Below are 24,075 nucleotides of genomic sequence, written 5' to 3' on the forward strand. Positions count from 1 at the left end.
GACAGTGAGGGTCTTATATTTTAATAATCAAAAAATAAATTAATGCAAGAAGTTACAGAAACTAAAAAACAATCATTTCTTTCGGGATTAACAGGGCAAATTATAATTGCGATGGTTCTTGGAGCCATATTAGGAATTATATTGCACAATAGTATTTCACCCGAAGCTGCACAAGCATTTAGCAGTAAAATAAAAATGCTGGCAACGGTTTTTATTCGTTTGGTGCAGATGATTATTTCTCCTCTAGTTTTTACCACTTTGGTAGTAGGAATTGCCAAATTGGGAGATATTAAAACTGTTGGAAGAATTGGAGGAAAAGCGATTGGATGGTTTTTTACAGCTTCTTTTATTTCTCTTTTAATTGGATTGTTTTATGTTAATATTTTACAGCCAGGTGTTGGTCTAAAATTGGATCATGTGGATATGGCGGCAGCTTCTGAAGTTACTGGTAAAACTCAAAACCTGTCTTTTGACAATTTTGTTGAGCATATTGTGCCAAAAAGTATCGTAGAAGCAATGGCAACTAATGAAATTTTGCAAATTGTAGTTTTCTCGATTTTCTTCGGACTAGCAGCTGCTTCTTTAGGAGAAAAGGTAAAACCGATTATTGGTGCGTTTGATAAGTTGTCTCATATCGTTTTAAAAATGGTAAACTACGTAATGAAATTTGCGCCAATTGGAGTGTTTGGCGCTATTGCTGGTGTATTTGCTATACGTGATGCAGAAGAATTGGTCATTACTTACTTTAAATTTTTCGGTTCGTTTTTAATTGGAATAAGTACTTTGTGGGTTATTTTAATTGCTGTCGGATATATTTTCCTTAAAGGAAGAATGACCGAATTATTAAGACGTATTACAGGGCCTTTGGCAATTGCTTTCGGAACAACAAGCAGTGAAGCTGTATTTCCTAAGTTAACAGAAGAATTAGAAGGTTTTGGAGTAAAAGATAAAATTGTTTCGTTTATGCTGCCTCTTGGTTATTCTTTTAATCTTGACGGAAGTATGATGTACATGACTTTTGCAAGTATTTTTATCGCACAGTTCTATAACGTGCATTTGGATTTAGGAACACAAATGGCAATGCTTTTGGTATTAATGCTAACCAGTAAAGGTATCGCAGGTGTTCCAAGAGCTAGTTTAGTAGTTGTAGCGGCAACTTGCGGAATGTTCGATATTCCGATTGAAGGTATTGCCTTGATTTTGCCTATTGATCACTTTTGTGATATGTTCAGAAGTGCAACTAATGTTTTAGGAAATGCCTTGGCTACGTCTGTTGTAGGGCAGTGGGAAGATGGTAAAGAATAAGAAAAAGTAGCGCTGAGATTACAATTTTAATCTTAGTTGTCTAAATAACAATTGAAAAGCTGTATTTTTATTTGAAATACAGCTTTTTTTTATTTTAAAGTGTATATTTGATTAAATTAGCCCGATTGATGCCCCGAAAACGGATTTATTTATTTCTACTTTTTTGCCTGAATTTCGGCGTTGGTTCGGCTATGTCTCAATCTGACTGCAGTAATGATCCTAAAACCGACAAACTGGTCAAACAGGCACTTGCATACTTCAGGGAGTCTAATTTTGAAAAATCACTAATACTTTCGCGAACCGCTTTAAATGCGGCGACACTGCAAAAAGATAATTGTCTTATTGCAAGGTCTTACAATATCATCGCCGCTAATTATAATGCAGTGTCAGAGTTCGATAAGTCTATCTTTTTTTATAAAAAAAGCTTAGGTTATGCAAATAAAACTAGTAACGATTCTCTTAAAGCTAATATTTACAATAATTTAGGTAATATGCATTGCTTTGATCGAGGAGAATTTGATCAGGGAATACGTTATTACAAGAAAGCTATTGCTTACTGTTTAAAAACAAATAATCTAAAAGAAGTATTTTTTACTAATGTTAATATAGCTTGGGCTTATTTTGATATTAAGAATTACGAAGAAGGATATCTTTTCTTAAAATATGTAAATAATAACATGAAATATGGAGATGAATCTACCGATGTTATTGTTAATATGCTGAATGGTGTTTATCTAAGTTATAAAAAACAGAATGATGAGGCCAATGCCTATTTTTTAAGAGCAATCGAAGCGGGGAATAAATGCGAAGAAAAAACAGATTTATCAAATGCGTATCTAGAGTATGCTACGTTTTTGAATAAAATTAATAGGCATAAAGAAGCTTATGAAGCTTTGGTGAATTACAATAAGATTTCTGAGGAAGTCTACAATGAAGGGAAATTAAAAAAAGCTTCGAGTGCTGGAATCAGTTTAGAATTGGATGAATACAAAAGAGAAATTGATAAGATCGAAAATGAAAAGGTAGAACAATCCCAAAGTCTAAAAAAATCAAGAATTATTGTAATTTTATTTATTCTGATTTCTTTAATTCTTCTCATTTTAATTATCACTTTAATAAAGAATATCCGATTTAAGAAAAAACATAATTTAGAGCTCTTAAAAGCGAAAGAAATTGCAGAAGAGGCTTCCTTATTAAAAACTCAGTTTATTTCAACTATAAGCCACGAATTACGTACTCCGCTTTACGGTGTTGTGGGTATTACCAATATGCTTTTAGAAGAGCATAAAGAAATTTCAAAAAGCCAGCATTTAAGTTCTCTAAAATTCTCAGCAAGATATTTACTTTCTCTGGTAAATGATATTCTTCAAATTAATAAAATAGAAGAAAATAAAATTGTACTCGAGAGTTTAACGTTTAATATTCTTGACGAAATTACCGTTATTAAAAATTCATTATCTTTTCTTTCCCAGAAAAATAATAATAAAATCTCCATCGATGTTGATCCTGAAATTCCAGAGTATTTAATAGGAGATAAGCTGCGATTAGCTCAAATTCTGATGAATTTAGTAAGTAATGCATTGAAATTTACTAAAGACGGAGAAGTAGAAATAAAAGTGGATTTAGTGAACGTAGAAGGAAAACTAAATTACTTGAATTTTATAATTAAAGATAATGGTATTGGTATCGCTGCAGTAGATCAAAGTAAAATTTTTGAAAAATTTGTTCAGGTAGGGCGTAAAGATGAAGATTATCAAGGAACAGGTTTGGGACTTAGTATTGTAAAAAGGTTATTAGGCCTTTTTGGAAGTTCGATTACTTTGGATAGTGATCTCGGAAAAGGAACTTCATTTTCATTTACAATTGCTTTTGAGCACGATTTAGCCAAAACTAAACGAATCATAGATGAAATAGAAGTGGATTTAACTTCAAATGAAATCTATAAAATTTTGGTTGTTGAAGATAATTTGATCAATCAACTCGTAACTAAAAAGATTATCGAAAAAAACAATTATGCGTGTAAGGTTGTTGATGATGGTTTTGCCGCGTTAAAGATTTTAGAAAATGAAGTTTTTGATTTGATTTTAATGGACATTAATATGCCTTTAATGAACGGATTTGAAACTACAAAACGAATTCGTCTCTTAGGAATAGATACGCCAATTGTAGCCTTAACTGCTTTTGATAAAGATGAAATTACCGACGAAGCCATTTCGTCTGGCATGAATGATATAATTATTAAACCTTTTGAGCCTGTTAAATTATTTAAGATAATTAATTTCCTTATAAACGAAAAAAGCACTGTTTAATACCAGCGCTTTTTGTTTTTCTTAGAAGAATTCGATTTTCTTGATTTGTGAGCTCCACCACTTCGATTAGAAGAGTTTTTAGGCTTTTCTCCAGCTTCAGGACTTCCAGAATGCCAAGGATACGGATGATCTGTAATGATTTTTACATCTACTTTGATCAGCTTCTTAATATCTTTCCAATATGGCTCTTCATCTTTTCCACAGAAAGAAATTGCAATTCCGCCATTTCCTGCACGTCCTGTACGACCAATACGGTGAACGTATGTTTCAGGAATATTCGGTAAATCAAAATTGATTACATAAGGAAGTTGTTCAATGTCAATTCCTCTTGCTGCAATATCAGTCGCAACCAAAACGCCAACTTCTTTGTTTTTAAAAGCATCTAAAACACGTTGTCTCGCATTTTGAGATTTGTCTCCGTGAATAGCTTCTGCTGGAATATCTTTTTTGCGTAGTGCTTTTACAACATTGTCAGCACCATGTTTTGTTCTCGAAAAAACAAGTACGTTCGACAAATTTTCGTCTTTAATCAAACTATAAAGTAAGTTTCTTTTTTCTGTTTTATCAACAAAATAAACGCGTTGTTCTACATTTTCTGCTGTAGATGAAACAGGAGAAACTTCTACTTTTTCAGGATCTTGAAGAAACATTTCTGCAAGCTCACGAATAGCAATTGGCATCGTGGCAGAGAAAAGTAAAGTTTGTCTGTTTTTTGGAGTTAGTTTTACGATTTTTTTGACATCGTTTATAAAACCCATATCCAGCATTTGGTCAGCTTCGTCTAAAACCAAAGTATGTAAATGGTCAAAATCTAGAAATCCTTGCTTATGCAAATCAAGCAATCTTCCTGGAGTTGCCACTAGAATGTCTACTCCTTTTTTTAAGGTTTCAACTTGTGGATTTTGAGAAACGCCACCAAAAATCGTTAATTGTGTTAAGTTGGTGTATTTTCCGTAAGTGTCAAAACTTTCTCCAATTTGCACGGCAAGTTCGCGAGTTGGTGTAACTATAAGCGCACGAATTTGTTTTGCTTTTTTTGATGAACCTACAATTCGGTGTAATTGGTGTATAATTGGAATGGCAAATGCCGCTGTTTTTCCTGTTCCAGTCTGCGCGCAGCCAATTAAATCCCTTCCTGATAAAACAATCGGAATAGATTGTTCCTGAATAGGAGTAGGATTTAAATAGCCTTCCTCAAATACGGCTTTTTGTATACTTTTTGAAAGTGATAAATCTTCGAATAACATATCTTAATTGTTAAGTATTTTAGTTTAATGTACTAAAATGCTGTGCAAAGATAGGTTTATTCAGTCAATCGTTTGTTTGAATTGGCGATTATTTGGCAAAACCAATCTCATTTATGATTGAAATTGGTACTGAAAATCAATCCTGCTCCAAGTTTGCTTTTATAAAATCGGTAACAAGATAGCCAATCAATTTTCCAATTAAATTATTATTTGGAGCGTTGTCTAAATCAGGTGCGCCTTCGCAAATGTGCAGATATGCTGCGTTTTTGTGTTCAGCAAAGAAAGAAACAAATTGTCTTAATTCTTCAACAGAAAAACCGCTTATAGTCATAGCGCTGCTGGCAATATTTGGAATGGCATCTAAATCAATTTCAATTCCGAAAGCATCATTTTTTACAAAATCCAAAGCTGTAATCATTTCACGATTAAAATCTTTTTCTTTTCTAATATTAACGCTGTCGTAAGTGTTATATCGAACTCGATCTTCTAGTTTTTTGATAATATCTAAAACGCTTTTTGAAGTGTAATTTTCATGAAGGCCAAAAATGAAATATCTTTTTAGAAAACCTTCTTCATAAGCGTAAGAAAATCCATTTCCGCTGTGACGGCCTTCTAAAATTCTAAAATCAGAATGTGCATCAAAATTAATTGCATTTATTGGTTTTCCTTTCGCTAAAGCGGCACCTTTAATATTTCCGTAGGCATTATTATGTCCGCCACCAATAATAATAGGTGTTTTTCCGGCCTTGATAATGGTAAATATAATATGAGATACTTCTTTGTCTATTTTTTCTACCAGTTGACTTAGTTTAGAACGATCGTCAATGTCGTTAAAATCTAAGTTTTCAACTTCGCGCATTTCATCCGCAACATTAATATGTCCTAAAATAATGATATTGCTTCCTTTAGAAAATCTATTGTGTTGAATGTTTGCGATGCTTTTTATGGCACATTGCCATGCAGAAGCGGCTCCAGGCCTTCCGTAATTGGCTCGCACACCAATATCTTCAGGAATTCCTAAAAGAACATATTTAGCTTCACTTTGTTTTAGAAAATCAACTTTGTCAGCTCCTGGTGGAATGACAATCATTTTTTCTCCGAACTTTATTTCACCGCTTCGATGATTTGTGACTTTTGCTAAATCATTTATAGTGAAAGGGATTAATTTCTCCATTAAAAAAATTTATTTTCCAAAAATAATATAATTGTACTAACTTACGTTATTACCTTATATTAATTCTTAAATTTGTTATTAAAGAAAATTTTTTAAATATGGAAAACCCAAAGAACAACAATTCAAGTCTAAAAGCGATAATCGCAGTTTTAGCAGTCCTACTGATTGGTAGCTTAGTGTATATTTTTAAATTATCTTCTGATTCAGAAGTAGTTAAAACAGAACTTACAACATCAATGACAGAAAAAGAATCTGTTATGAAAGATTTACAGGAATTAAAAGCAACGTACGATGCTGCAATTGCTGAAAATACTTCAATGTCTGATGAGTTGATCCAAGAGAGGGATAAAGTAGTTGCTTTAATGGATGATTTAAATAAATCTAAAGGAGATGTTTCTAAATACAGATCTCAAGTTCAAGCTATGCAAAGTAAAATGAAAACTTTGGTTGCTGAAAACGATGAGTTGAAAAAACAAAATGGTGTTTTAACAACTCAGAGAGATAGTACAATCGTAGTTTTAGGAGAATCTAAAAAGTTTAATGAAGTTTTAGTTGGTCAAAACGAAGAACTTTCTAAAACTGTAGAAAGAGGTTCTAAATTATCTGTTTTAAATACAAAAACGGCAGCTTACAAATTGAGAAGCTCAGGAAAACAAATTGAAACTGATAAAGCAAGCCGTGCAGATATTTTAAAAGTTAGTTTTACAATTGCTGAAAACCAAATTGCAAAATCTGGTGATAAAACATATTATGTTCAAGTAATTGATGCTAAAAACAATGTTTTAGGTGAAAAGAAAACAGAAAGTTTTGGAGATAATTCTCTAACTTACAGCTTTAAAACTACTGTAAAGTATGAAAACAAAAGCGTAAATGTAAGTGAGGATCTTCCTGGAAAAGATTTCGCAAAAGGAACTTACTTCATCAATGTTTTTGATAATGATGAGTTGGTTTCTAAAACTAGCTTCAGTTTAAGATAATCTAGCCAAAAGGGATAAATACCACTTTGATATTAAAGGTCTGTGCATTTTCACAGACCTTTTTTTATTGTAATAATGGAATAAAAAACTACTCTAGAATTTTACCTTCAAGAAAAACGGATTCGATTAAGTTGCTGGCAAAAGCATAAGGAATCTGATAATAAGAAGAAATAGGTTTTGTTACAATTAAATTGGCTTTTTTGCCTTTTGTAATACTTCCGTGCGTTTCTGAAAGTCCCATTGCGTAAGCGCCATTTATGGTTGCAGCATTTATGGCTTCTTCTGGTGTCATTTTCATTTTAATACAAGCCGTAGCAACAACAAAATTCATGTTTCCTGACGGAGTAGAACCTGGATTAAAATCTGTAGCCAATGCCAAAGGTAAACCGGCTTTTATCATTTCTCTCGCAGGCGTGTATGGAATGCTTAAAAAATAGGAGCAAGATGGTAAAGCAACAGGCATCGTTTCTGAGTCTTTTAAAGCTTCAATGTCTTCAGGATTCATAATTTCTAAATGATCGACAGAACGCGCTTTAAATTTAACTCCGGCTTGTATACCGCCGATAGAATTAAATTGATTGACGTGAATTTTTGGTTTTAAACCATAGTCGATTCCTGCCTGCATGATTTTTTCAGTTTCCTCCACAGAAAAATAACCACTTTCGCAGAAAACATCGACATAATCTGCCAGTTTATTTTTAGCAATCTCTGGAATCATTTTTGAAATGATTTCATCTATATAGCCATCTGTATTTTCTTTATAATGAGTTGGAAATGCGTGTGCGCCCAAAAATGTTGCTTTGATTGAAATAGGATAATTTTCTGCCAATTTTTTAATTACGCGGAGCATTTTTAATTCGCCTTCAATGGTTAATCCGTATCCAGATTTTATTTCAACGGCGCCAGTTCCTAAATGCATTACTTCTTCTAAACGAAGTTTAGATTGTTCGTAAATCTCATCTTCCGAAGTTTCATTGAGTTTTTTTGCCGAATTTAAAATACCGCCACCGCGATTAGCAATTTCTTCATAAGTCAATCCATTGATTCTGTCAACAAATTCCTGTTCGCGATTTCCTGCATAAACAATATGTGTGTGACTGTCGCACCAAGAAGGAAGAATTACTTTTCCTGTGGCATCAATAACTTTATCAGGATTAATTTCTGGAAGATTTTCCATTGAACCAAAGTCAGCAATAAGATTGTCTTCTAAAACTAAAAAAGCATTTTTAATGGTTGGAAGTGTTGCCATTTCTGCTCCTGAAACTTTCTCTATTGTAGTTTCGCGAACTTGAAGTAATTCTTTTATGTTTGTGATTAATGTGATCATTATTATGAATTGTTATAAAACACAAATTTCACAAATTATCACGAACTAATCCGTGAAATCTGTGAAATTCGTGTTATAAATTATTTTTTAAATTTATTCCGAAACGGTAATTTCAAACATTTTATCCCAATATTTACCTGTTACGAAAATAGTTTTTGTTTGTGGGTTATATGCTATTCCGTTAAGTACATCTGGTGAATTAAATTTTAGTTGTTTGCGTAATTCTGCCATATTCAAAATTCCTTCAACAGCGCCAGAAGTTGGATTTATAATCGCTATTGCATCTTTTTGAAAAACATTTGCGAAGAATTTACCATTAATAAGTTCTAATTCATTAAGAGCTTTAATTTTTGATGTTCCAGAATATACGTTAATATAATCAATATGTTTTTGATTAGCGGGATCAACTTTCCATATTTTCTCTGTTCCGTCAGATTGATAGATGTATTTTCCATCATTTGTCATTCCCCAACCTTCAATTTCTTTATCGTATGTGAAAGTTTTTTCAAGTTTCAAAGTTTTGGCATCATAGATAAAACCTGTTTTTTCTTGCCAAGACAATTGAAATAATTTTCCATTAATAAAAGTGATTCCTTCTCCAAAGTATGTTGAGTCTAAATCTACTTGTCTGATTACTTTTCCAGTTTTATAATCGATTTCTCTAATATAAGAATCGCCTTTTTGTCCAGTACTTTCGTATAAAGAGCCATCATGAAATTCTAATCCTTCGGTAAAAGATTTAGTATCGTGTGGAAATGTATTTACAATTTTGAATTTTAAAGCTTTTGGTTCAACATCCGAAACAACTTCAATTCTTTTAGTGGCATCAGATGAATCTCCGCCAAAATAAACAGTAGCTTTTAAGTATTGATAACCTAATTTTTGGTCTAGTAATTCAAATCTAAAATCTTTAGCACCTTTTGTGCTTCCCACTCTTTGGTCGTTTATAAAGTAAGCAACACTGTCAATTTCTTTCGATTTTGGGTTTAAAATTCCAATTGTAAGCGCTTCTTTTTGCGTAAAATGAGCAGGAAAAGCAGATTCATCGATAGTAAATAAAGAATTTTCACCTTTTTTTGTATCTCCACATCCAATTAATGTGATTCCTAATAAAATGAGAGTTAGGAAGTTATAATTTTTCATAGTTTAAAATTTGAATAAGCCAATATACGACGATATTTTTATAGCAACAAAGGTCTTGCAAAAATATAAAAAGGTTGTATATTTGCACCGGCAAGTCCTACACGACCAGCTCCTGCAGACTCCCCCAGGATGGGAACATAGCAAGGGTACGTGGTTGAGCGGTGCGATGTAGGTCGCTTGCCATTTTTTATTTTTTAGAAAAACTTAATTTGTAATCTTCCTTCTGGAAGATTTTTTTATTTTTACCATGGAGGGAAGTAATAAAGTTAAATGTTAGAGGTAAAAAGTTTTGTCTCTGCGTAAAACTCATAACTTATAGCCCAAAACTCATAACTCGAAAAAAAATGAATAAAGTCGTTTTAATTACCGGAGGATCATCAGGAATTGGAAAATCTATTGGTGAATTTTTGCATCATAAAGGTTTTGTTGTTTACGGAACAAGTAGAAATCCTGAGAAAGTTTTAAATTCAGTTTTTCCATTAGTTGCTTTAGATGTTCGAAATTCTGATTCTATTAAAACAGCGGTAAACAAAATTATCGAAACTTCTGGAAGATTAGATATTGTAATTAATAATGCTGGAGTTGGAATTACGGGGCCTTTGGAAGAAATTCCGACAGAAGAAATCCGTAATAATTTTGAAACCAACTTTTTTGGTCCGATTGAAGTGATGAAAGCGGTTTTACCACAAATGCGTAAACAGAATTCAGGATTAATTATAAATATTACTTCTATTGCAGGTTATATGGGACTTCCTTACAGAAGTGTTTATTCGGCATCAAAAGGAGCGTTAGAATTGATTACGGAAGCTTTAAGAATGGAAGTAAAATCTTTTGGTGTTGAAATTACCAATGTGGCACCTGGAGATTTTGCAACGAATATTGCTGCAGGTCGTTATCATGCGCCAGTTATAAAAGATTCAGCTTACGAAAAGGTGTATGGAGATGTTTTAGCGACAATGAATGATCATGTTGACGCAGGAAGTAATCCAAATGAAATGGCTGAAGCAGTTTATAAAATTATTGAAACTAAAAAGCCTAACGTACATTATAAAGTAGGAGCTTTTATGCAGAAGTTTTCAATTGTTTTAAAGCGTGCGCTTCCAGATAAAGTTTACGAAAAGATGTTGATGAATCATTATAAGTTGTAAAACAATTATGATTTAAAAATAAAAAAAAGGCTTTGGTTAAATCAATTTTAACCAAAGCCTTTTTTTTAGCTCATATTTACAGGAAGAAAAATTTCAAAAGTTGCTCCTTCATTTAAAATTCCTTTCGCTTTTATAAAGCCTTTGTGGTTTTCTACAATACGTTTTACAATCGTAAGTCCGATACCTGTGCTTTTTGTTGTTTTTGTATGCAACGCTTGGAAAAGACCAAATATTCTTTCGTTATAAACCTGATCGAATCCGATGCCGTCGTCGGCAACACTAATCCTGTAGTATTCTGTGTTTGGAGTAAGTTTAGCGAAATCAGATTCTAAACTGTTTATTATTTTTGAAGAAATTGTAATGGTAAGTTCTTTCTCCGGTTTCGAGAATTTTATTGAATTGCTGATCAAATTATATAATAATTGCCTGAATTGAAATTCGATAATAGAAAGCTTTCCTAGATTTTCGATTGCAAATTTTACTTTCTTTTCTTGTATTTCTTCTGTAAGATCATCAATTACATCTTTTAAAATAATATTTAGGTCTTTTGTTTCAAACTTTCGTTCGTCAAATTTGGTTTTAGAATAAGTAAGTAAATCGTTGATTAGATTTTGCATTCTGTATGCAGAAATACGAATTTTATCAAATGCATGTTTTCCTTTTTCAGATAGATTTTCAGATTCTCCATTTTCTATTAAACCCGTAAAAAGCTGAATTTTTCTAAGCGGTTCTTGCAAATCGTGACTCGAAATGTAATTGAAAGCTTCGAGTTCACTATTCATTTTTTCAAGAGAAATATTTTTTTCAATCAGCTTTTGTTCAACATCTGATTTCGATTTTTCAGCTTCGTTTTTTTGATTTCTTGTTTTTTCTAAAAGTGTATTTTTTTCTTGTAACATTGTTTCGCTTTCTACAACTGCTTCAATAGCTTCGATGTGAAATGATATTAAATCAGCAAAAAGAGTAAACATTTCAGTGACTTTAAATGTTTTTAAGCTATTTGGTTTTGGATCTATTGCGCATAAAGTTCCAAAGAAACTACCATCTTTACGAATAATCGGCATAGAAATATAGCTTTGCAATTTGTACATTGCTGGCGTATGATGATCGCGATAATCGGGATCTTCACTTACATTGTCAATTACCACCGGTTTTCTATCGTCTCGTATGCTGTCGCAAATTGTAGTTTTAACTTGTAATTCGTCTCCAGGTTTTAGTCCAAATTCCAAATGATCTTCAGATGCGCAAGTAATCCATCGGTCTTCTGTAACTCTGGCAACTGCGGCAAATCCCATTCCTGTGGTTTGGCAAATTACACTAAGTAATTTTGGAATCATGGGGATATTCTGAATATTAAGAATGTCTTGTTTAAAATTTTCTTCTAGCACTTTGCGATAAATTGTTATTTTTTTTAAAATTACAAAATAATTCTGTTTTTAATATTTTTAGTTTTTTATAACGAAAGCGTTGTTATGGGTGAATATTTTCTAAAATTTAATATAAATCACAAATTGATTCAGTTTTTGAAATTGTTATTGGTATTGATTTCGTAATTTTGCAGCTGAATTTTGCGTGAGGGATAGAAGCAAACTACCGAAGTAGTGCGTATAGCCCGACCAGATTTGGAAAAGGCGCTCGTAAGCGGTTTGATGAGTGCGCCTTTTGTAAATATGGTCACGCCCTAATAATCAACACAATTTAAATAGTATAAATTATGAAATTTTTTATTGACACAGCTAATTTAGCTCAAATTAAAGAGGCACAAGCTTTAGGTGTTTTGGATGGTGTAACAACTAACCCATCTTTGATGGCAAAAGAAGGAATCACTGGAAAAAACAACATTTTAAAGCATTATGTTGACATTTGCAATCTTGTTGAAGGTGACGTAAGTGCTGAAGTTAATGCGCTTGATTTTGATGGAATGGTAAAAGAAGGTGAGGAGTTAGCTGAATTACATGACCAAATCGTTGTAAAACTTCCTATGACTAAGGAAGGTGTTATGGCTGCAAAATATTTTTCTGACAAAGGAATTAAAACAAACGTTACACTTGTTTTCTCTGTAGGACAAGCACTTTTAGCTGCTAAAGCTGGAGCTACTTACGTTTCTCCGTTTGTGGGACGTTTAGATGATGTTTCTACTGATGGATTAAATTTGATTCAAGAAATTAGAGAAGTTTATGATAACTACGGTTACGAAACTCAAATTTTAGCTGCTTCTGTGCGTCACACTATGCACATTGTAAATTGTGCTAAAATTGGTGCTGATGTTATGACTGGACCTCTTTCTGCAATTTACGGATTGTTGAAACACCCATTAACAGATATCGGTTTAGCTCAGTTTGTTGCTGACTTTGAAAAAGGAAACAAGTAATCCTTAGATACTTATAAAATTAAAATCGTCTTTTTTCTAACGAGAAAAGGCGATTTTTTTTACTTTTATATGAAATCTTAAACAGTTGATTATGAAAGTAGTATTGATTGTATTGTGTTTTTTAGTTAGTTTTTCAATAAATGCCCAAGCGAAAGTTATTACTTCTGTAAATGATGCTCGCGATGTTGCAACGTACGAACTGGATTGTTCGGTTAAATTTCAAACGCTCGCTAAAGGTCTTCGGTATAATATAACGCGACATGAATTTAAAGGAGCAGAGATGAAGAATAGTTACCGTCTTCTTTTGGTTATGGATGGGTTTTATTCTAAAACTTTAAATAAAGAAATGACTATTTCGGCAGTTCTAAATGATGGGACAGTTTTGGAAGCCAGAAAGATTATTGAGGATGATGGTTTTTTTGATGGTGCTTGTACTTTGAAAATTAAAGATCCACAAGCTCTTTTAAAAGCGAATATCGATAAAGTAATTGTTAAGGCAGATAAAGATGTTGTTTATACAATTTCGAGTCAGAGCAAGGCTGTTTTTAAAAAGAATCTAGAAAATATTATAAATGCTAAGTAAAGGTTCTGAGGTGCTAAGATGCTAAGGTTCTGAGATTTTTTATTTTTGAATAAAAAAAAATCCAAATTCCGTTTTATAAAATTGGAATTTGGATTTTTTTTATATTGGTATTTTTAAAATTTTTAGTGTCCGCCACCGCCGCCTTCAACGTGGTTGATTCCTTGTTTTTTAAGGATTTTTGGGCAATAGAATCCGTAGAATCCTAAATAAGCAAAACCTAAAAGAGGAACGATGTAAGAGAAGTGTGTCCAAGTAATTCCGAAGATTCCACCTGGATGAGAAATGTCAAAATCACAGATACTTCCTTGGATTAATGGAATAACTCCACCTCCAAGAATCATCATAATTAAGAAAGAAGATGCTTTTCCTGTGTTTTTTCCTAAACCTGCAATTGCTAAATCGAAGATAGAAGGCCACATGATCGATAAGAATAAACCTCCAGAGATGAAGAAGAATTTAGCAATTTCTGGATTTGGCCAAACTAAACCAAATACCATCATTAGTAATCCTGAAGCTCCAAAAAGCATTAAAGTCTTTCCAGCATTTTTACCTCCAATGAAACTTACACCAATAAATAATAAGATCCAGATTGGGTAAATATAGAATGCAGAAACGTCGTGAGCAGCAAAAATGTTAGCTCCGATGATTACTCCAAATGCGATAGCAGGTACAATGAATTTTAAAGCTGTATTTACTAAGTTTGAAGTGTCAAATACGTTAACACCACCATTCCAACGTCCAATCATTAAACTTCCCCAATAAAGGGCGATAAATGGTGCAATGGCGTCTTCCAATACATTTCCGAATTCAGCAGTATGTAATAAAGCGGGTAAATTACTAATGATTGTTACTTCTGTTCCTACGTAAATGAAAATCCCTAACATTCCTAGATATAACTGTGGATAATCTAAAATGTTGAATTTAGTGTGTTTCTCTTTAATAATTGCTTCTTCCTCTTTTTCAGGATCTTCGATTTTAGAAAAATTCATAAAAACTGCTACAATGATAAAAGCAAGACCAAGAATGATAAATGGTAATTTGATGTCTTCTAAAGAAAGAGCTGTTTTTTTATTGTCACCCATTCCGAATAAAGCGATACCTAATAAGATAGCTCCAATTGTTGTTCCGAAAGAGTTGATACCTCCAGCAAGTGTTAAACGGTGCGCCCCAGTGTTCGGACTTCCCATTTTAATTGCTAATGGATTTGCTACGATTTGCTGAATAGAGAAACCTAAACCTACAGTAAACAAAGCGGTTAAAAAGAAAGGGAAGCTTTCCATAGTTGCAGCCGGAATGAATAAAAACGATCCAACAGCAGAAAGAAGTAAACCAGCTGAAAGTGTTCTTTTATAGCCGAACTTTTGGAGTACGTCAAGCTTTAAAGAAACTAAAAAGAAGATTATCGATCCTACAAAGTACGCCGCATAAAATGCCCATGCTACTAATTGTGATTGTACTTGCGATAGAGTAAAAACTTTTTTGAATACTGGAATCAGGATGTCGTTGGCAGAACCAACAAAACCCCAAAAGAAAAAGACGATTATCAACGAGATAAATTGCCCCCATTTGGTTTGCACATTTTCTGAACTCATAATAATAAGGTTAATTTTTTATTTATTGTTTTTTGAAGACCGTAAATATATTTGTTAGGATTATCAAAAAAAAATAAAAAGGTATAAATAATGTTAAATTTATACCAACGACTATATTTTTTCAACAAAGTGTTAATTTTAACCTACTTAGAAAATGTAATTCGCAATTATATTTATTCTAATATTTTATTTTTAACATCTTTACTGTAATTTCTGCCTATCGGAATGTTGTAAGATTGAATTTGAACGCGGTTTCCTTCTATAGATTTCACCTTGTTTAGCGCAATTACATAGGATTTGTGTATTCTGAGGAATTTATCTGCTGGTAGTTCTTCGGATAAAGATGTAAGAGATTTATGGGTAATATAGGTTTTATCTGGAGTGACAACTTTTATATATTCTTTCATTCCTTCGACAAATAAAATTTCTTCAATATTAATTTTCATCATCTTTTTGTCGACTTTGATGAAAATGTGCGAATCGCCTTTTGTGGTTTCGACTTTGATATTGTTTTTAAGATTGTATTCGGTAGTGATTTTGTTGATGCATTTTATAAATCTTGGCAATGGAATTGGTTTTACCAAATAATCCAAAACATCAAGATCATAACTTTCAGCAGCAAACTCTCTAAAAGCAGTGGTAATTATTACTTTGGTTTTACTTTCAATCAGACTGATAAGTTCAAAACCAGTCATCATGGGCATGTTGATATCTAAAAAGACAGCGTCGACAGCAGTGCTGTTGATAAAATCCAGCGCCTCTAAAGAGTTATTGAATGTTGCTATCACTTCAAAATCTGTAAAATTCGTAAAATAATTTTGCAAGACTTTAATCGCTAATGGCTCATCATCAATTAACACGCATTTAATCTTCATTATGAGTAGGTATTTGTAATCTGATTATGTAGAAATTTAGTTTGGTTTTTTGTTTGAGGCTGAAATTGTTTTTGTAAATCAACTTTAATCTCTTTTTTGTATTTACTAAACCAATTCCTTTTTTAGAATTATCATTTTGTGAAATTACGAAATTATTTAAGATTTCAAAATCAAGCGTTTTGTTGTCAAGCACCCTACAATTGATTTTAATTTTAAGATTTTTATTGTTCAAACCTCCATGTTTAAATGCATTTTCTACCAATGAGATGAAAATTAGCGGAGGCACAACCACATCTTCAATCGTTGACTCTAAATTGATCGTTACTTCTACATTTTCAAAACGAAGTTTTTCGATCTCAATGTAATTTTGAATATAATCGATTTCTTTCAATAAGGGCACAAACTTAGTTCCTTTTACATCATACAAGACATATTCCATTAAGTTTGAAAGTTTGATAATTACATCTGGAACTTTCTTAGAAGATTCGAGTGATAGAGCGTATAAATTGTTTAATGTATTAAAGAAAAAGTGAGGCTGAATCTGGTTTTCAAGATATTTTAGTTTAATCTTAAACTGATTTTCTCTTAAAGAACGGTTTCTTTCTCTTTCTCGAAGCCAAGTTAAAGTTAAATAAACAGAAGAAGCCATTGCCAAAACGTATAATTCTCCAATGCAAACAGCCACAATATGATTAATCTCAAAGGGATGATATTCTCGATTCGCTTCGGGCCAAATATTTTCACTTATTATATAATAGGTAAGTGCTGTTTTTAATAAATAGATCACAAACAAACTTACAAGAAGCAAAAAGGTATATAAGATATATTTCTGCTTTAAAACATACCTCGGAACCAAAACAAATAAATTCAGATAAACTAGAGGAATGACCAAAGAGAATTCAATTAAGTTTGATTTGAATGCGTAAGGATAATCATTGAAGTATGCACCCCACCTTAAAAAATTTAAAGTAAAATATACGCCCCAAAACCAGAGATGATTTTGCAGTTTGATATCAAATTTAACTTTTTTGATTTCTTTCAATTGGTTTTAAGAGTTTTAGGATTTTAGTTTTTCTTAACATGAATTATTATTGTGCAACTTTAAACAATTAAAGGCAAAGTGCCAATTTTTTTGAATAAAATTTCCCTATAATTAGTAATTCGTGTTTATTTTTTTAAATAGAACGTTTTCGTAAAACGCATTATTGAATGATTTATGTCGTTGGTTTAAATTTTATTGTCGTTGGTTTAATTTATTTTTTTTAACAATACCTTAAGAATAATTTTACTTCATAACTAACAAAATAAAATAAACATGAAAAAAATTTTCTTAATCTTTATGATTGTTTTTACGGCGCAGGTTTCGCTTGCACAAGTAAAAAGTGTCAAAGGTGTGATTACAGATTCTGACGGTATGCCATTACCAGGTGCATCTGTTGCTGTACAAGGAGGTCAAAAAGGTACAACTACCGATTTTGACGGATTGTATACAATTGAGGCTCAAAAAGGTCAGACTTTAGTTTTTACTTATGTAGGGCTAGAAACTCAGACAATTGTTGTTGGAGATGCGGCTACAATTAATGTGAAGTTGGTTCAAGGATCTTCCAATGCTTTAAATGAAGTTGTAGTTACTTCTCTAGGTATTAAAAAGACAAGAAAATCTTTAACTTATGCTGCTCAAGAGCTTAAAGGAGAGGAGCTGACTCGTGTTAAAGATCCAAACCTTATTAATACTGTTGCTGGTAAAATTGCCGGTGTTGCAGTAACAAAAAGTTCATCTGGAACTGGTGGTTCTACAAAAGTTGTAATACGTGGTAATTCATCTTTCGTAAATAACCAGCCTTTATACGTAATTGATGGTATTCCTTTGTATAATCAAGGTACTGGACAGCCAAATGGTACTTTTGGTGATTTAGCGGGGGGTAACCGTGACGGTGGTGATGTTGTGTCATTAATAAATCCAGATGACTATGATGGAATGACGGTACTTAAAGGTGCTGCAGCTTCTGTATTATACGGTAGCCAAGGTGCTAATGGTGTAATTTTGCTTACTTCTAAAAAAGGAAAAGCTGGAGTTGAGTCATTTAATGTAAATTCTGTTACAACATTTGATAGTGCTGCTTACTTGCCAAAATTCCAATCAGATTATACTTCAAATGATGGAGATCCAAGAAGTTGGGGAGATAAGAAAAAAGTAGAGGGAGATGTAAAAGATTTCTTTGAAACGGGAGTTACACAAATAACTTCTATGGCTTTCTCTAAAGCAACTGATGGAAATTCAACTAGTTTAACGTATGCTAATACAGATGCTTCTGGAATTATGCCAGGAAATCATTTGAAGAAAAATAACTTTGGTATTCGTCAGACAAGTAAATTTTTCAACGACAGATTAAGTGTTGCAGTAACAGGGAATTATGTAGCGCAAACAATTAACAATAGACCAACAAATGGTTTATATTTCAACCCAATTAGTGGTGTTTATTCTCATCCTAGAGCTTTTACTTTAAATGATTTAAAGACATATGAAGTTTTTGATCCAGTAAGAAATATGATGGTTCAAAACTATCCTGGTTTTGCAGCTGTAAACGAAAGTAATGAGAACCCATACTGGCAGATTAACAGACAAAAATCTCTTGATACTAATAATTTCTTTAATGGAGCAATTGCTTTAGATTATAAAGTTGCCGAATGGTTTCACTTACAATCAAGATATAGCTATAATAGAAGCGAAAGCAATTTCCAAAAAGAAATGTATGCTACTTCTGCAACTTCATTAGTTCATTCTACAGGAAGATATCTTAATGCAAATTTAATTGGAACTCAAAATTATGCTGATATCTTAGGTTTATTTAATACAAAAATTAGCGAAGACTTTTCATTCAACGGTACAGTTGGAGCAAGTATAAATAATTCTAAAACCACAGGTTTGACTGTAGATTCAGGAATTGGAGGAGGTTTAAACTATGCTAATATTTTTACTCTAGGAAACTTTGTAAACAATAATGGTAACGTTCAAACTGGTGCAGAAAGAGAAGTTCAATCTGTATTTGCCGCTACAACTTTCGGATACAAAGATTATTTATTCTTAGATCTTGCCGCTAGAAATGACTGGTCATCTACATTAGTAAATACTAACGATCCAAGTTTCTTTTATCCATCTGTAGGTCTTACAGGTATTCTTAGTGATATGTTTGCAATGCCAGAAGTTATTAACTTTGGTAAAGTTCGTGCTACTTACGCACAAGTTGGTAATGATATTGCGGGCAGCATTACTAGTCCTACTTCAACAATTGTTGCAGGAAGTATTGTAAATCCGCCAGTGGGTCCAATGCCAGGTACAACATTAAAACCTGAATTGAAATCTGAGGTTGAGTTAGGTACAGAATGGAGAATGTTTAACAATAGATTAGGTTTTGAACTTTCTTACTACGATTCTAAAACTAAAAATCAATTTATTCAAGTTGCTGCTCCAGCTACAAATCCTGATGGTTACACTAATTATGCAATCAACGCTGGTAGTATTACTAATAAAGGTTTTGAGGTTGTTTTATACGGCGACATCATTAGAGGGGAAAAATTCAATTGGGATACTAGAGTTAACTATTCACAAAATAAGAGTAGAGTAAATGATATTCCTGCAGCAGACGGTGCAAATGGAAGAATTCTTATTACAGACCCAGGATCTAACAGCTACAGATACTCATTAATCGAAGGAAGACCATTTGGTGTAATTGAAGGTAAAAACCTTAAAAGAGATGCTCAAGGTAGAATCTTAATTAATGACGATAATACAATTCAAAGAACAGATTGGGAAGAAGTTGGTAATGCAAATCCTGATTTTATGTTAGGCTGGTCTAATACTTTCAAAATTGGAGCATTTACCGCAAATATTTTAATTGACGGACGTTTTGGAGGTGAAGTTTTAAGTTTAACTCAAGCAATCAATGATTACAATGGAGTTTCTCAAGCTACAGGTGATGCAAGAAATGCTGGCGGAGTTAAAATTAATGGTGTAAGAGCGAGCGACGGAACTCCTGTAACAACAATGGATGCATTTGATTATTACAACGGTACTGCAGGTAGAAACGGAGCTTCTGGAGAATATGTTTACGATGCTACAAACGTAAGTGTAAGAGAGATTTCTGTTGGATATACTTTCAAAAAAGACAAGTTACCATTTGTACAATCTGCAAGTATCTCTTTAATTGCTAGAAACTTATTCTTTATTTACAAAGATGCACCATTTGACCCAAACATTGCTTTAAGTACAGGCGAAGGTTTACAAGGTGTTGATGTGTTTGGTTTGCCTTCAACAAGAAGTATTGGTCTTAATTTAAACTTAACATTCTAATCTAACAATCATGACACTAAATAAATTAAAAAGAACGGCGATATGCTTCTCATTACTTGCAGCTTTTAGTTGTACAGATAATTTTGAAGAAATCAATACAAATCCTGAAGGTGCAACCACAGGACAATTAGAACAGGATTATAACAATATTAAAAGTTTGTTTAAGCCAGCTTTTAGCAGAATATATATTTCTGATATTACTTGGCAATATCAGATTCAGCAAAGTTTGCAAGCAGATGGATGGTCTGGATATATGATTACGCCAGTTCCTTTTGGAGATACTAATAATTACGACTATGCATTAAATCCTGGTTGGAATGGTTATGCTTGGGAAAGAGCTTATGTTGATATTATTGCAAATCTTTATAAAGTTGAACAAAGAGCTAAAGGTAAATACGATCAATTTTATGCTTGGTCATTAATAATAAAAGCGGTGCAAATGCAGCGTATTACTGATATGTACGGTCCAGCTGTATATTCTAAATACGGTGCTGACGGTGCAGTTCTTTATGATTCTCAAAAGGACATTTACACTCAAATGTTCAAAGATTTAGATTTTGCAGTTGCTGAGTTAACGAAAAGAATTGCGGCTAACGAATCTTCTACTTTTAAAGGAACAGATTTATCTGCTTATGATGGAGATTATACACAATGGGTTAAATATGCAAACTCACTTCGTTTGAGAATGGCTATGCGTATTGTTAAAGTAGATCCAGCTTTGGCAAAAACAGAAGCTGAAAAAGCAGTTAATAATTCAATCGGTGTTCTTAAACTGAACGCTGACGTAATGAAAATTAAATCTCCTGTAGATCTTAATGTAATTGATGTAATGAGCCACTCTTGGGTTGGTTTATTTATGGGAGCTGATATGCAATCTATCTTAGGAGGTTATCAAGATCCGCGTATTGCTAAATACTGGAATACCTCTGACATTCTTCCTGGTCAATATGCTTCGGTAAGAAATGGAGTTACTTATCCTTCAGGAACTACTTATGCTAAATTTTCACAAACTGGACCAAGAACAAAAACTGGTGAAGTTACTTGGATGTCTACGGCTGAAGTATATTTCCTTAGAGCAGAGGGGGCTTTACGAGGATGGAACATGGGAGGAACTGGTAAAGAATTATACGAAGCTGGTATTAAGGCATCTTTTGAGCAAAATGGTGTAGAAGGTGCAGCGGCTTATGCGGCAGACAATACAAAGTTGCCTCTTAATTATGTAGATCCATTATTCCCAGCAAATAATACTCCGGCAGTTTCTAAAGTTACCGTAGCTTGGGGAGTAACTAATGAAGAAAACCTAGAAAAAATCATCACTCAAAAATGGATAGCTACTTATCCTGATGGACAAGAAGCATGGTCTGAGTATAGAAGAACAGGTTATCCAAAATTATTTAGAATTGCAAATAATAAAAGTGGTGGTGTAATTAGCACAGAATTTGGTGTTAGAAGACTTCCTTTTGCTCAGTCTGAGACAGCAAGTAATCCAGAAGGTGTGGCTTCAGGAGTAACTGCACTTGGTGGAGCAGATAATGGAGCTACTAGACTTTGGTGGGATGTTAATAAAGCAAACTTCTAAGAAAACAATAGTATTGAGTTTGGTTAGTAGTAATGGTATAGACTGCGAAAGCGGTCTATACCATTCTTAAAGCCGAAAATGGTAATTACTACAAAAAAAGAAAAGAAATGAAAAGTGCTTTAGAAATAAAACCTGATATCAGTTACAAAAGCGCGGGAAAATTTGAAGAAACTCGATTTGAGAAAATCCATAACGAAATCTTCAAAAGTTCTATAGAAGCTTCTGTGATTGTAGCTCAGGAAATTGCGCAGCTAATCAGATCAAAACAAGAGAAGAATAAATCTTGCGTTCTAGGTTTAGCAACAGGTTCTTCTCCGATAAAAGTGTATGAGGAATTGGTGAGAATGCACAAAGAAGAAGGACTGAGTTTTAGCAATGTAATCACTTTTAATTTGGATGAATATTATCCGATGACGAAAGAGAACAATCAGAGCTATCATTATTTCATGCATCAGCATCTTTTTAATCATATTGATATCAAACCTGAAAATATTAATATTCCAGATGGTACTGTAGCGATTGATGAAATCAATCAATATTGTATTGATTACGAAATGAATATTAAAAACGCTGGAGGTCTAGATTTTCAGCTTCTTGGAATTGGTCGTACGGGACACGTTGGTTTTAACGAACCTGGCTCACACATTAATTCCGGTACAAGAATTATTACATTAGATCATATCACTAGAGTTGATGCTTCATCTGCTTTTAATGGAATTGATAATGTCCCGAAACGCGCTATTACTATGGGAGTTTCGACCATTATGAGATCTAAACGTATTGTTTTAATGGCGTGGGGGCAAAACAAGGCAGATATTATCAAAAGGACTATTCAAGGTGACATAAGTTCTGAAATTCCAGCTACTTTTTTGCAGAACCATCCCAACGCTACTTTTGTTTTAGATCAATCAGCGGCTACTGAATTAACTCGTTTTAAAACGCCTTGGTTGGTTGGAGAATGTCTTTGGACGCATGAGCTGAAAAGTAAAGCGATTGTTTGGCTATGTCAAAAAACAAAACAATCCATTTTAAAATTAACAGATCGAGATTACAACAATAACGGAATGTCTGATCTTTTGGCACAAGAAGGTTCTGCTTACGATATGAACATTAATATGTTTAATATCTTGCAACATACTATTACCGGATGGCCTGGAGGAAAACCAAATACAGATGATTCTCATCGTCCAGAAAGAGCAAATCCGGCAAAAAAAAGAGTGATTCTTTTTAGCCCGCATCCAGATGATGATGTGATTTCTATGGGAGGAACTTTCTCTAAATTAATTAAACAAGGTCACGATGTACATGTCGTTTATCAAACCTCTGGAAATATTGCCGTTACTGATGATGAAGCCTTAAAATTTGCTGAAGTTGCAAGTGATTTTATTGGTAAAAACGATTCTGGCATCAATTTTAAAGAAGTAATAGAATTTTTAAACAAAAAATCTGAAAATCAAATTGATTCTTTAGAAGTTCGAAAATTAAAAGGACTTATTAGAAGAAGAGAATCTTATGCTGCAACCAGGTATATTGGTTTGAAAGATGCTAATACGCACTTTTTAGATCTTCCTTTTTATGAAACGGGGCAAGTTAAAAAGAATCCGTTAGGGACAGAAGATATTGCTATTGTAAAAGATATTATTGCTCAAATAAAACCACATCAAGTTTTTGCAGCTGGAGATCTCGCAGATCCGCATGGAACGCATGAAGTTTGTCTCAATGCCATATTTGCAGCTTTAAAAGAACTTAAACCAGAACCTTATATGAAAGATTGCTGGTTATGGCTTTACAGAGGTGCTTGGCACGAATGGGATATTCATGAAATCGATATGGCAGTTCCCCTAAGTCCGTCTGAAGTTTTATTAAAACGCCATGCCATTTTGTATCATCAATCTCAAAAAGATCGAGTAATGTTTCAAGGAAATGATTCTCGAGAATTTTGGGTTCGAGCAGAAGATCGAAATAAAAATACTGCGATTTTATATGATGAATTAGGTTTAGCTGAATATGAAGCAATTGAAGCTTTTAAACGTTTTGATTATTAAAGTTTTAAGATTCGATTTTGAACGAATCAATTGACAAAATTCAGAGGAT

The 24,075-nt window shown here is 33.0% G+C and carries 17 protein-coding genes and 1 other RNA gene; 10 read left to right on the forward strand and 8 right to left on the reverse strand.

The window, feature by feature from the left end; translation table 11 throughout:
* The first annotated feature begins 42 nt into the window (after positions 1–42).
* Complete coding sequence (locus LL966_RS03270; protein WP_229350150.1) at positions 43–1,305, forward strand: dicarboxylate/amino acid:cation symporter; 1,263 nt, start codon at positions 43–45, stop codon at positions 1,303–1,305.
* 107 nt (positions 1,306–1,412) lie between these two features.
* On the forward strand, positions 1,413–3,614 hold the full coding sequence (locus LL966_RS03275) for a response regulator (RefSeq protein ID WP_229350152.1): 2,202 nt from the start codon (positions 1,413–1,415) through the stop codon (positions 3,612–3,614).
* On the opposite strand, the gene LL966_RS03280 is transcribed toward LL966_RS03275, so the two are convergent.
* Entirely contained in the window at positions 3,611–4,861 is a 1,251-nt protein-coding gene (locus LL966_RS03280; RefSeq protein ID WP_229350154.1) for a DEAD/DEAH box helicase, read from the reverse strand. The two genes, LL966_RS03275 and LL966_RS03280, sit on opposite strands and share 4 nt — an antisense overlap.
* Positions 4,862–4,997: 136 nt before the next feature.
* A complete protein-coding gene (locus tag LL966_RS03285) occupies positions 4,998–6,035 on the reverse strand; it encodes a formimidoylglutamase (RefSeq protein WP_229350156.1) in 1,038 nt (345 codons plus the stop codon).
* Positions 6,036–6,133: 98 nt separating this feature from the next.
* Here LL966_RS03285 and LL966_RS03290 point away from each other — a divergent pair, with 98 nt between their 5' ends.
* Positions 6,134–7,012, forward strand: a complete 879-nt coding sequence (locus tag LL966_RS03290; RefSeq protein WP_229350158.1) for a hypothetical protein — start codon at positions 6,134–6,136, stop codon at positions 7,010–7,012.
* 88 nt (positions 7,013–7,100) lie between these two features.
* Here the strand turns inward: LL966_RS03290 and hutI are convergent, their stop codons facing one another.
* Both hutI and LL966_RS03300 read right to left on the reverse strand, forming a co-directional pair.
* Complete coding sequence (gene hutI, locus LL966_RS03295; protein WP_229350160.1) at positions 7,101–8,339, reverse strand: imidazolonepropionase; 1,239 nt, start codon at positions 8,337–8,339, stop codon at positions 7,101–7,103.
* A gap of 93 nt (positions 8,340–8,432) precedes the next feature.
* The gene (locus tag LL966_RS03300) at positions 8,433–9,482 is read right to left on the reverse strand and encodes a glutaminyl-peptide cyclotransferase (RefSeq protein WP_229350162.1); all 1,050 of its coding nucleotides are present in this window, start codon (positions 9,480–9,482) and stop codon (positions 8,433–8,435) included.
* A gap of 88 nt (positions 9,483–9,570) precedes the next feature.
* On the opposite strand from LL966_RS03300, the gene ffs reads away from it, so the two are divergent.
* An RNA gene (ffs, locus tag LL966_RS03305) (signal recognition particle sRNA small type) lies at positions 9,571–9,668 on the forward strand.
* Between the two features lie 158 nt (positions 9,669–9,826).
* Positions 9,827–10,630, forward strand: a complete 804-nt coding sequence (locus tag LL966_RS03310) for an SDR family oxidoreductase (RefSeq protein WP_229350164.1) — start codon at positions 9,827–9,829, stop codon at positions 10,628–10,630.
* A 65-nt stretch (positions 10,631–10,695) separates the two neighbouring features.
* Here LL966_RS03310 and LL966_RS03315 read toward each other — a convergent pair whose 3' ends face one another.
* The gene (locus LL966_RS03315) at positions 10,696–11,967 is read right to left on the reverse strand and encodes a GAF domain-containing sensor histidine kinase (RefSeq protein ID WP_229350166.1); all 1,272 of its coding nucleotides are present in this window, start codon (positions 11,965–11,967) and stop codon (positions 10,696–10,698) included.
* 377 nt (positions 11,968–12,344) lie between these two features.
* On the opposite strand from LL966_RS03315, the gene fsa reads away from it, so the two are divergent.
* Entirely contained in the window at positions 12,345–13,001 is a 657-nt protein-coding gene (gene fsa / locus LL966_RS03320; protein WP_229350168.1) for a fructose-6-phosphate aldolase, read from the forward strand.
* Between the two features lie 91 nt (positions 13,002–13,092).
* Positions 13,093–13,584, forward strand: a complete 492-nt coding sequence (locus tag LL966_RS03325) for a hypothetical protein (RefSeq protein WP_229350170.1) — start codon at positions 13,093–13,095, stop codon at positions 13,582–13,584.
* A 122-nt stretch (positions 13,585–13,706) separates the two neighbouring features.
* Here LL966_RS03325 and LL966_RS03330 read toward each other — a convergent pair whose 3' ends face one another.
* From LL966_RS03330 to LL966_RS03340, 3 genes are all read right to left on the reverse strand, one after another.
* A complete protein-coding gene (locus LL966_RS03330) occupies positions 13,707–15,176 on the reverse strand; it encodes an MFS transporter (protein ID WP_229350172.1) in 1,470 nt (489 codons plus the stop codon).
* A 173-nt stretch (positions 15,177–15,349) separates the two neighbouring features.
* Positions 15,350–16,051 carry a LytR/AlgR family response regulator transcription factor gene (locus tag LL966_RS03335; protein WP_229350174.1) on the reverse strand — a complete coding sequence of 234 codons (702 nt, stop codon included), beginning with the start codon at positions 16,049–16,051 and terminating at the stop codon, positions 15,350–15,352.
* A complete protein-coding gene (locus LL966_RS03340) occupies positions 16,041–17,093 on the reverse strand; it encodes a sensor histidine kinase (RefSeq protein ID WP_229350176.1) in 1,053 nt (350 codons plus the stop codon). Before LL966_RS03340 ends, LL966_RS03335 begins: the two co-directional genes overlap by 11 nt.
* A gap of 273 nt (positions 17,094–17,366) precedes the next feature.
* Between LL966_RS03340 and LL966_RS03345 the strand changes: the two genes are divergently transcribed.
* From LL966_RS03345 to nagB, 3 genes are all read left to right on the forward strand, one after another.
* Positions 17,367–20,402: a SusC/RagA family TonB-linked outer membrane protein gene (locus LL966_RS03345; protein ID WP_229350178.1), complete on the forward strand. Its 3,036-nt coding sequence runs from the start codon at positions 17,367–17,369 to the stop codon at positions 20,400–20,402.
* A 10-nt stretch (positions 20,403–20,412) separates the two neighbouring features.
* Positions 20,413–21,981 carry a RagB/SusD family nutrient uptake outer membrane protein gene (locus tag LL966_RS03350; RefSeq protein ID WP_229350180.1) on the forward strand — a complete coding sequence of 523 codons (1,569 nt, stop codon included), beginning with the start codon at positions 20,413–20,415 and terminating at the stop codon, positions 21,979–21,981.
* 107 nt (positions 21,982–22,088) lie between these two features.
* On the forward strand, positions 22,089–24,026 hold the full coding sequence (gene nagB / locus LL966_RS03355) for a glucosamine-6-phosphate deaminase (protein WP_229350182.1): 1,938 nt from the start codon (positions 22,089–22,091) through the stop codon (positions 24,024–24,026).
* The last annotated feature ends 49 nt before the right edge of the window (positions 24,027–24,075 follow it).

The sequence above is a fragment of the Flavobacterium chungbukense genome (genome assembly GCF_020805785.1).
In the GTDB taxonomy this organism is placed as follows: domain Bacteria; phylum Bacteroidota; class Bacteroidia; order Flavobacteriales; family Flavobacteriaceae; genus Flavobacterium; species Flavobacterium chungbukense.

What these genes read in the sequence shown, in the direction of transcription:
- LL966_RS03315 (WP_229350166.1), bottom strand. Translation starts at nt 11,967, where the DNA reads ATGATTCCAAAATTACTTAGTGTAATTTGCCAAACCACAGGAATGGGA.
- LL966_RS03350 (WP_229350180.1), top strand. Translation starts at nt 20,413, where the DNA reads ATGACACTAAATAAATTAAAAAGAACGGCGATATGCTTCTCATTACTT.
- nagB (WP_229350182.1), top strand. Translation starts at nt 22,089, where the DNA reads ATGAAAAGTGCTTTAGAAATAAAACCTGATATCAGTTACAAAAGCGCG.
- fsa (WP_229350168.1), top strand. Translation starts at nt 12,345, where the DNA reads ATGAAATTTTTTATTGACACAGCTAATTTAGCTCAAATTAAAGAGGCA.
- LL966_RS03285 (WP_229350156.1), bottom strand. Translation starts at nt 6,035, where the DNA reads ATGGAGAAATTAATCCCTTTCACTATAAATGATTTAGCAAAAGTCACA.
- LL966_RS03335 (WP_229350174.1), bottom strand. Translation starts at nt 16,051, where the DNA reads ATGAAGATTAAATGCGTGTTAATTGATGATGAGCCATTAGCGATTAAA.
- LL966_RS03270 (WP_229350150.1), top strand. Translation starts at nt 43, where the DNA reads ATGCAAGAAGTTACAGAAACTAAAAAACAATCATTTCTTTCGGGATTA.
- LL966_RS03330 (WP_229350172.1), bottom strand. Translation starts at nt 15,176, where the DNA reads ATGAGTTCAGAAAATGTGCAAACCAAATGGGGGCAATTTATCTCGTTG.
- LL966_RS03310 (WP_229350164.1), top strand. Translation starts at nt 9,827, where the DNA reads ATGAATAAAGTCGTTTTAATTACCGGAGGATCATCAGGAATTGGAAAA.
- LL966_RS03290 (WP_229350158.1), top strand. Translation starts at nt 6,134, where the DNA reads ATGGAAAACCCAAAGAACAACAATTCAAGTCTAAAAGCGATAATCGCA.
- LL966_RS03280 (WP_229350154.1), bottom strand. Translation starts at nt 4,861, where the DNA reads ATGTTATTCGAAGATTTATCACTTTCAAAAAGTATACAAAAAGCCGTA.
- LL966_RS03325 (WP_229350170.1), top strand. Translation starts at nt 13,093, where the DNA reads ATGAAAGTAGTATTGATTGTATTGTGTTTTTTAGTTAGTTTTTCAATA.
- LL966_RS03300 (WP_229350162.1), bottom strand. Translation starts at nt 9,482, where the DNA reads ATGAAAAATTATAACTTCCTAACTCTCATTTTATTAGGAATCACATTA.
- hutI (WP_229350160.1), bottom strand. Translation starts at nt 8,339, where the DNA reads ATGATCACATTAATCACAAACATAAAAGAATTACTTCAAGTTCGCGAA.
- LL966_RS03345 (WP_229350178.1), top strand. Translation starts at nt 17,367, where the DNA reads ATGAAAAAAATTTTCTTAATCTTTATGATTGTTTTTACGGCGCAGGTT.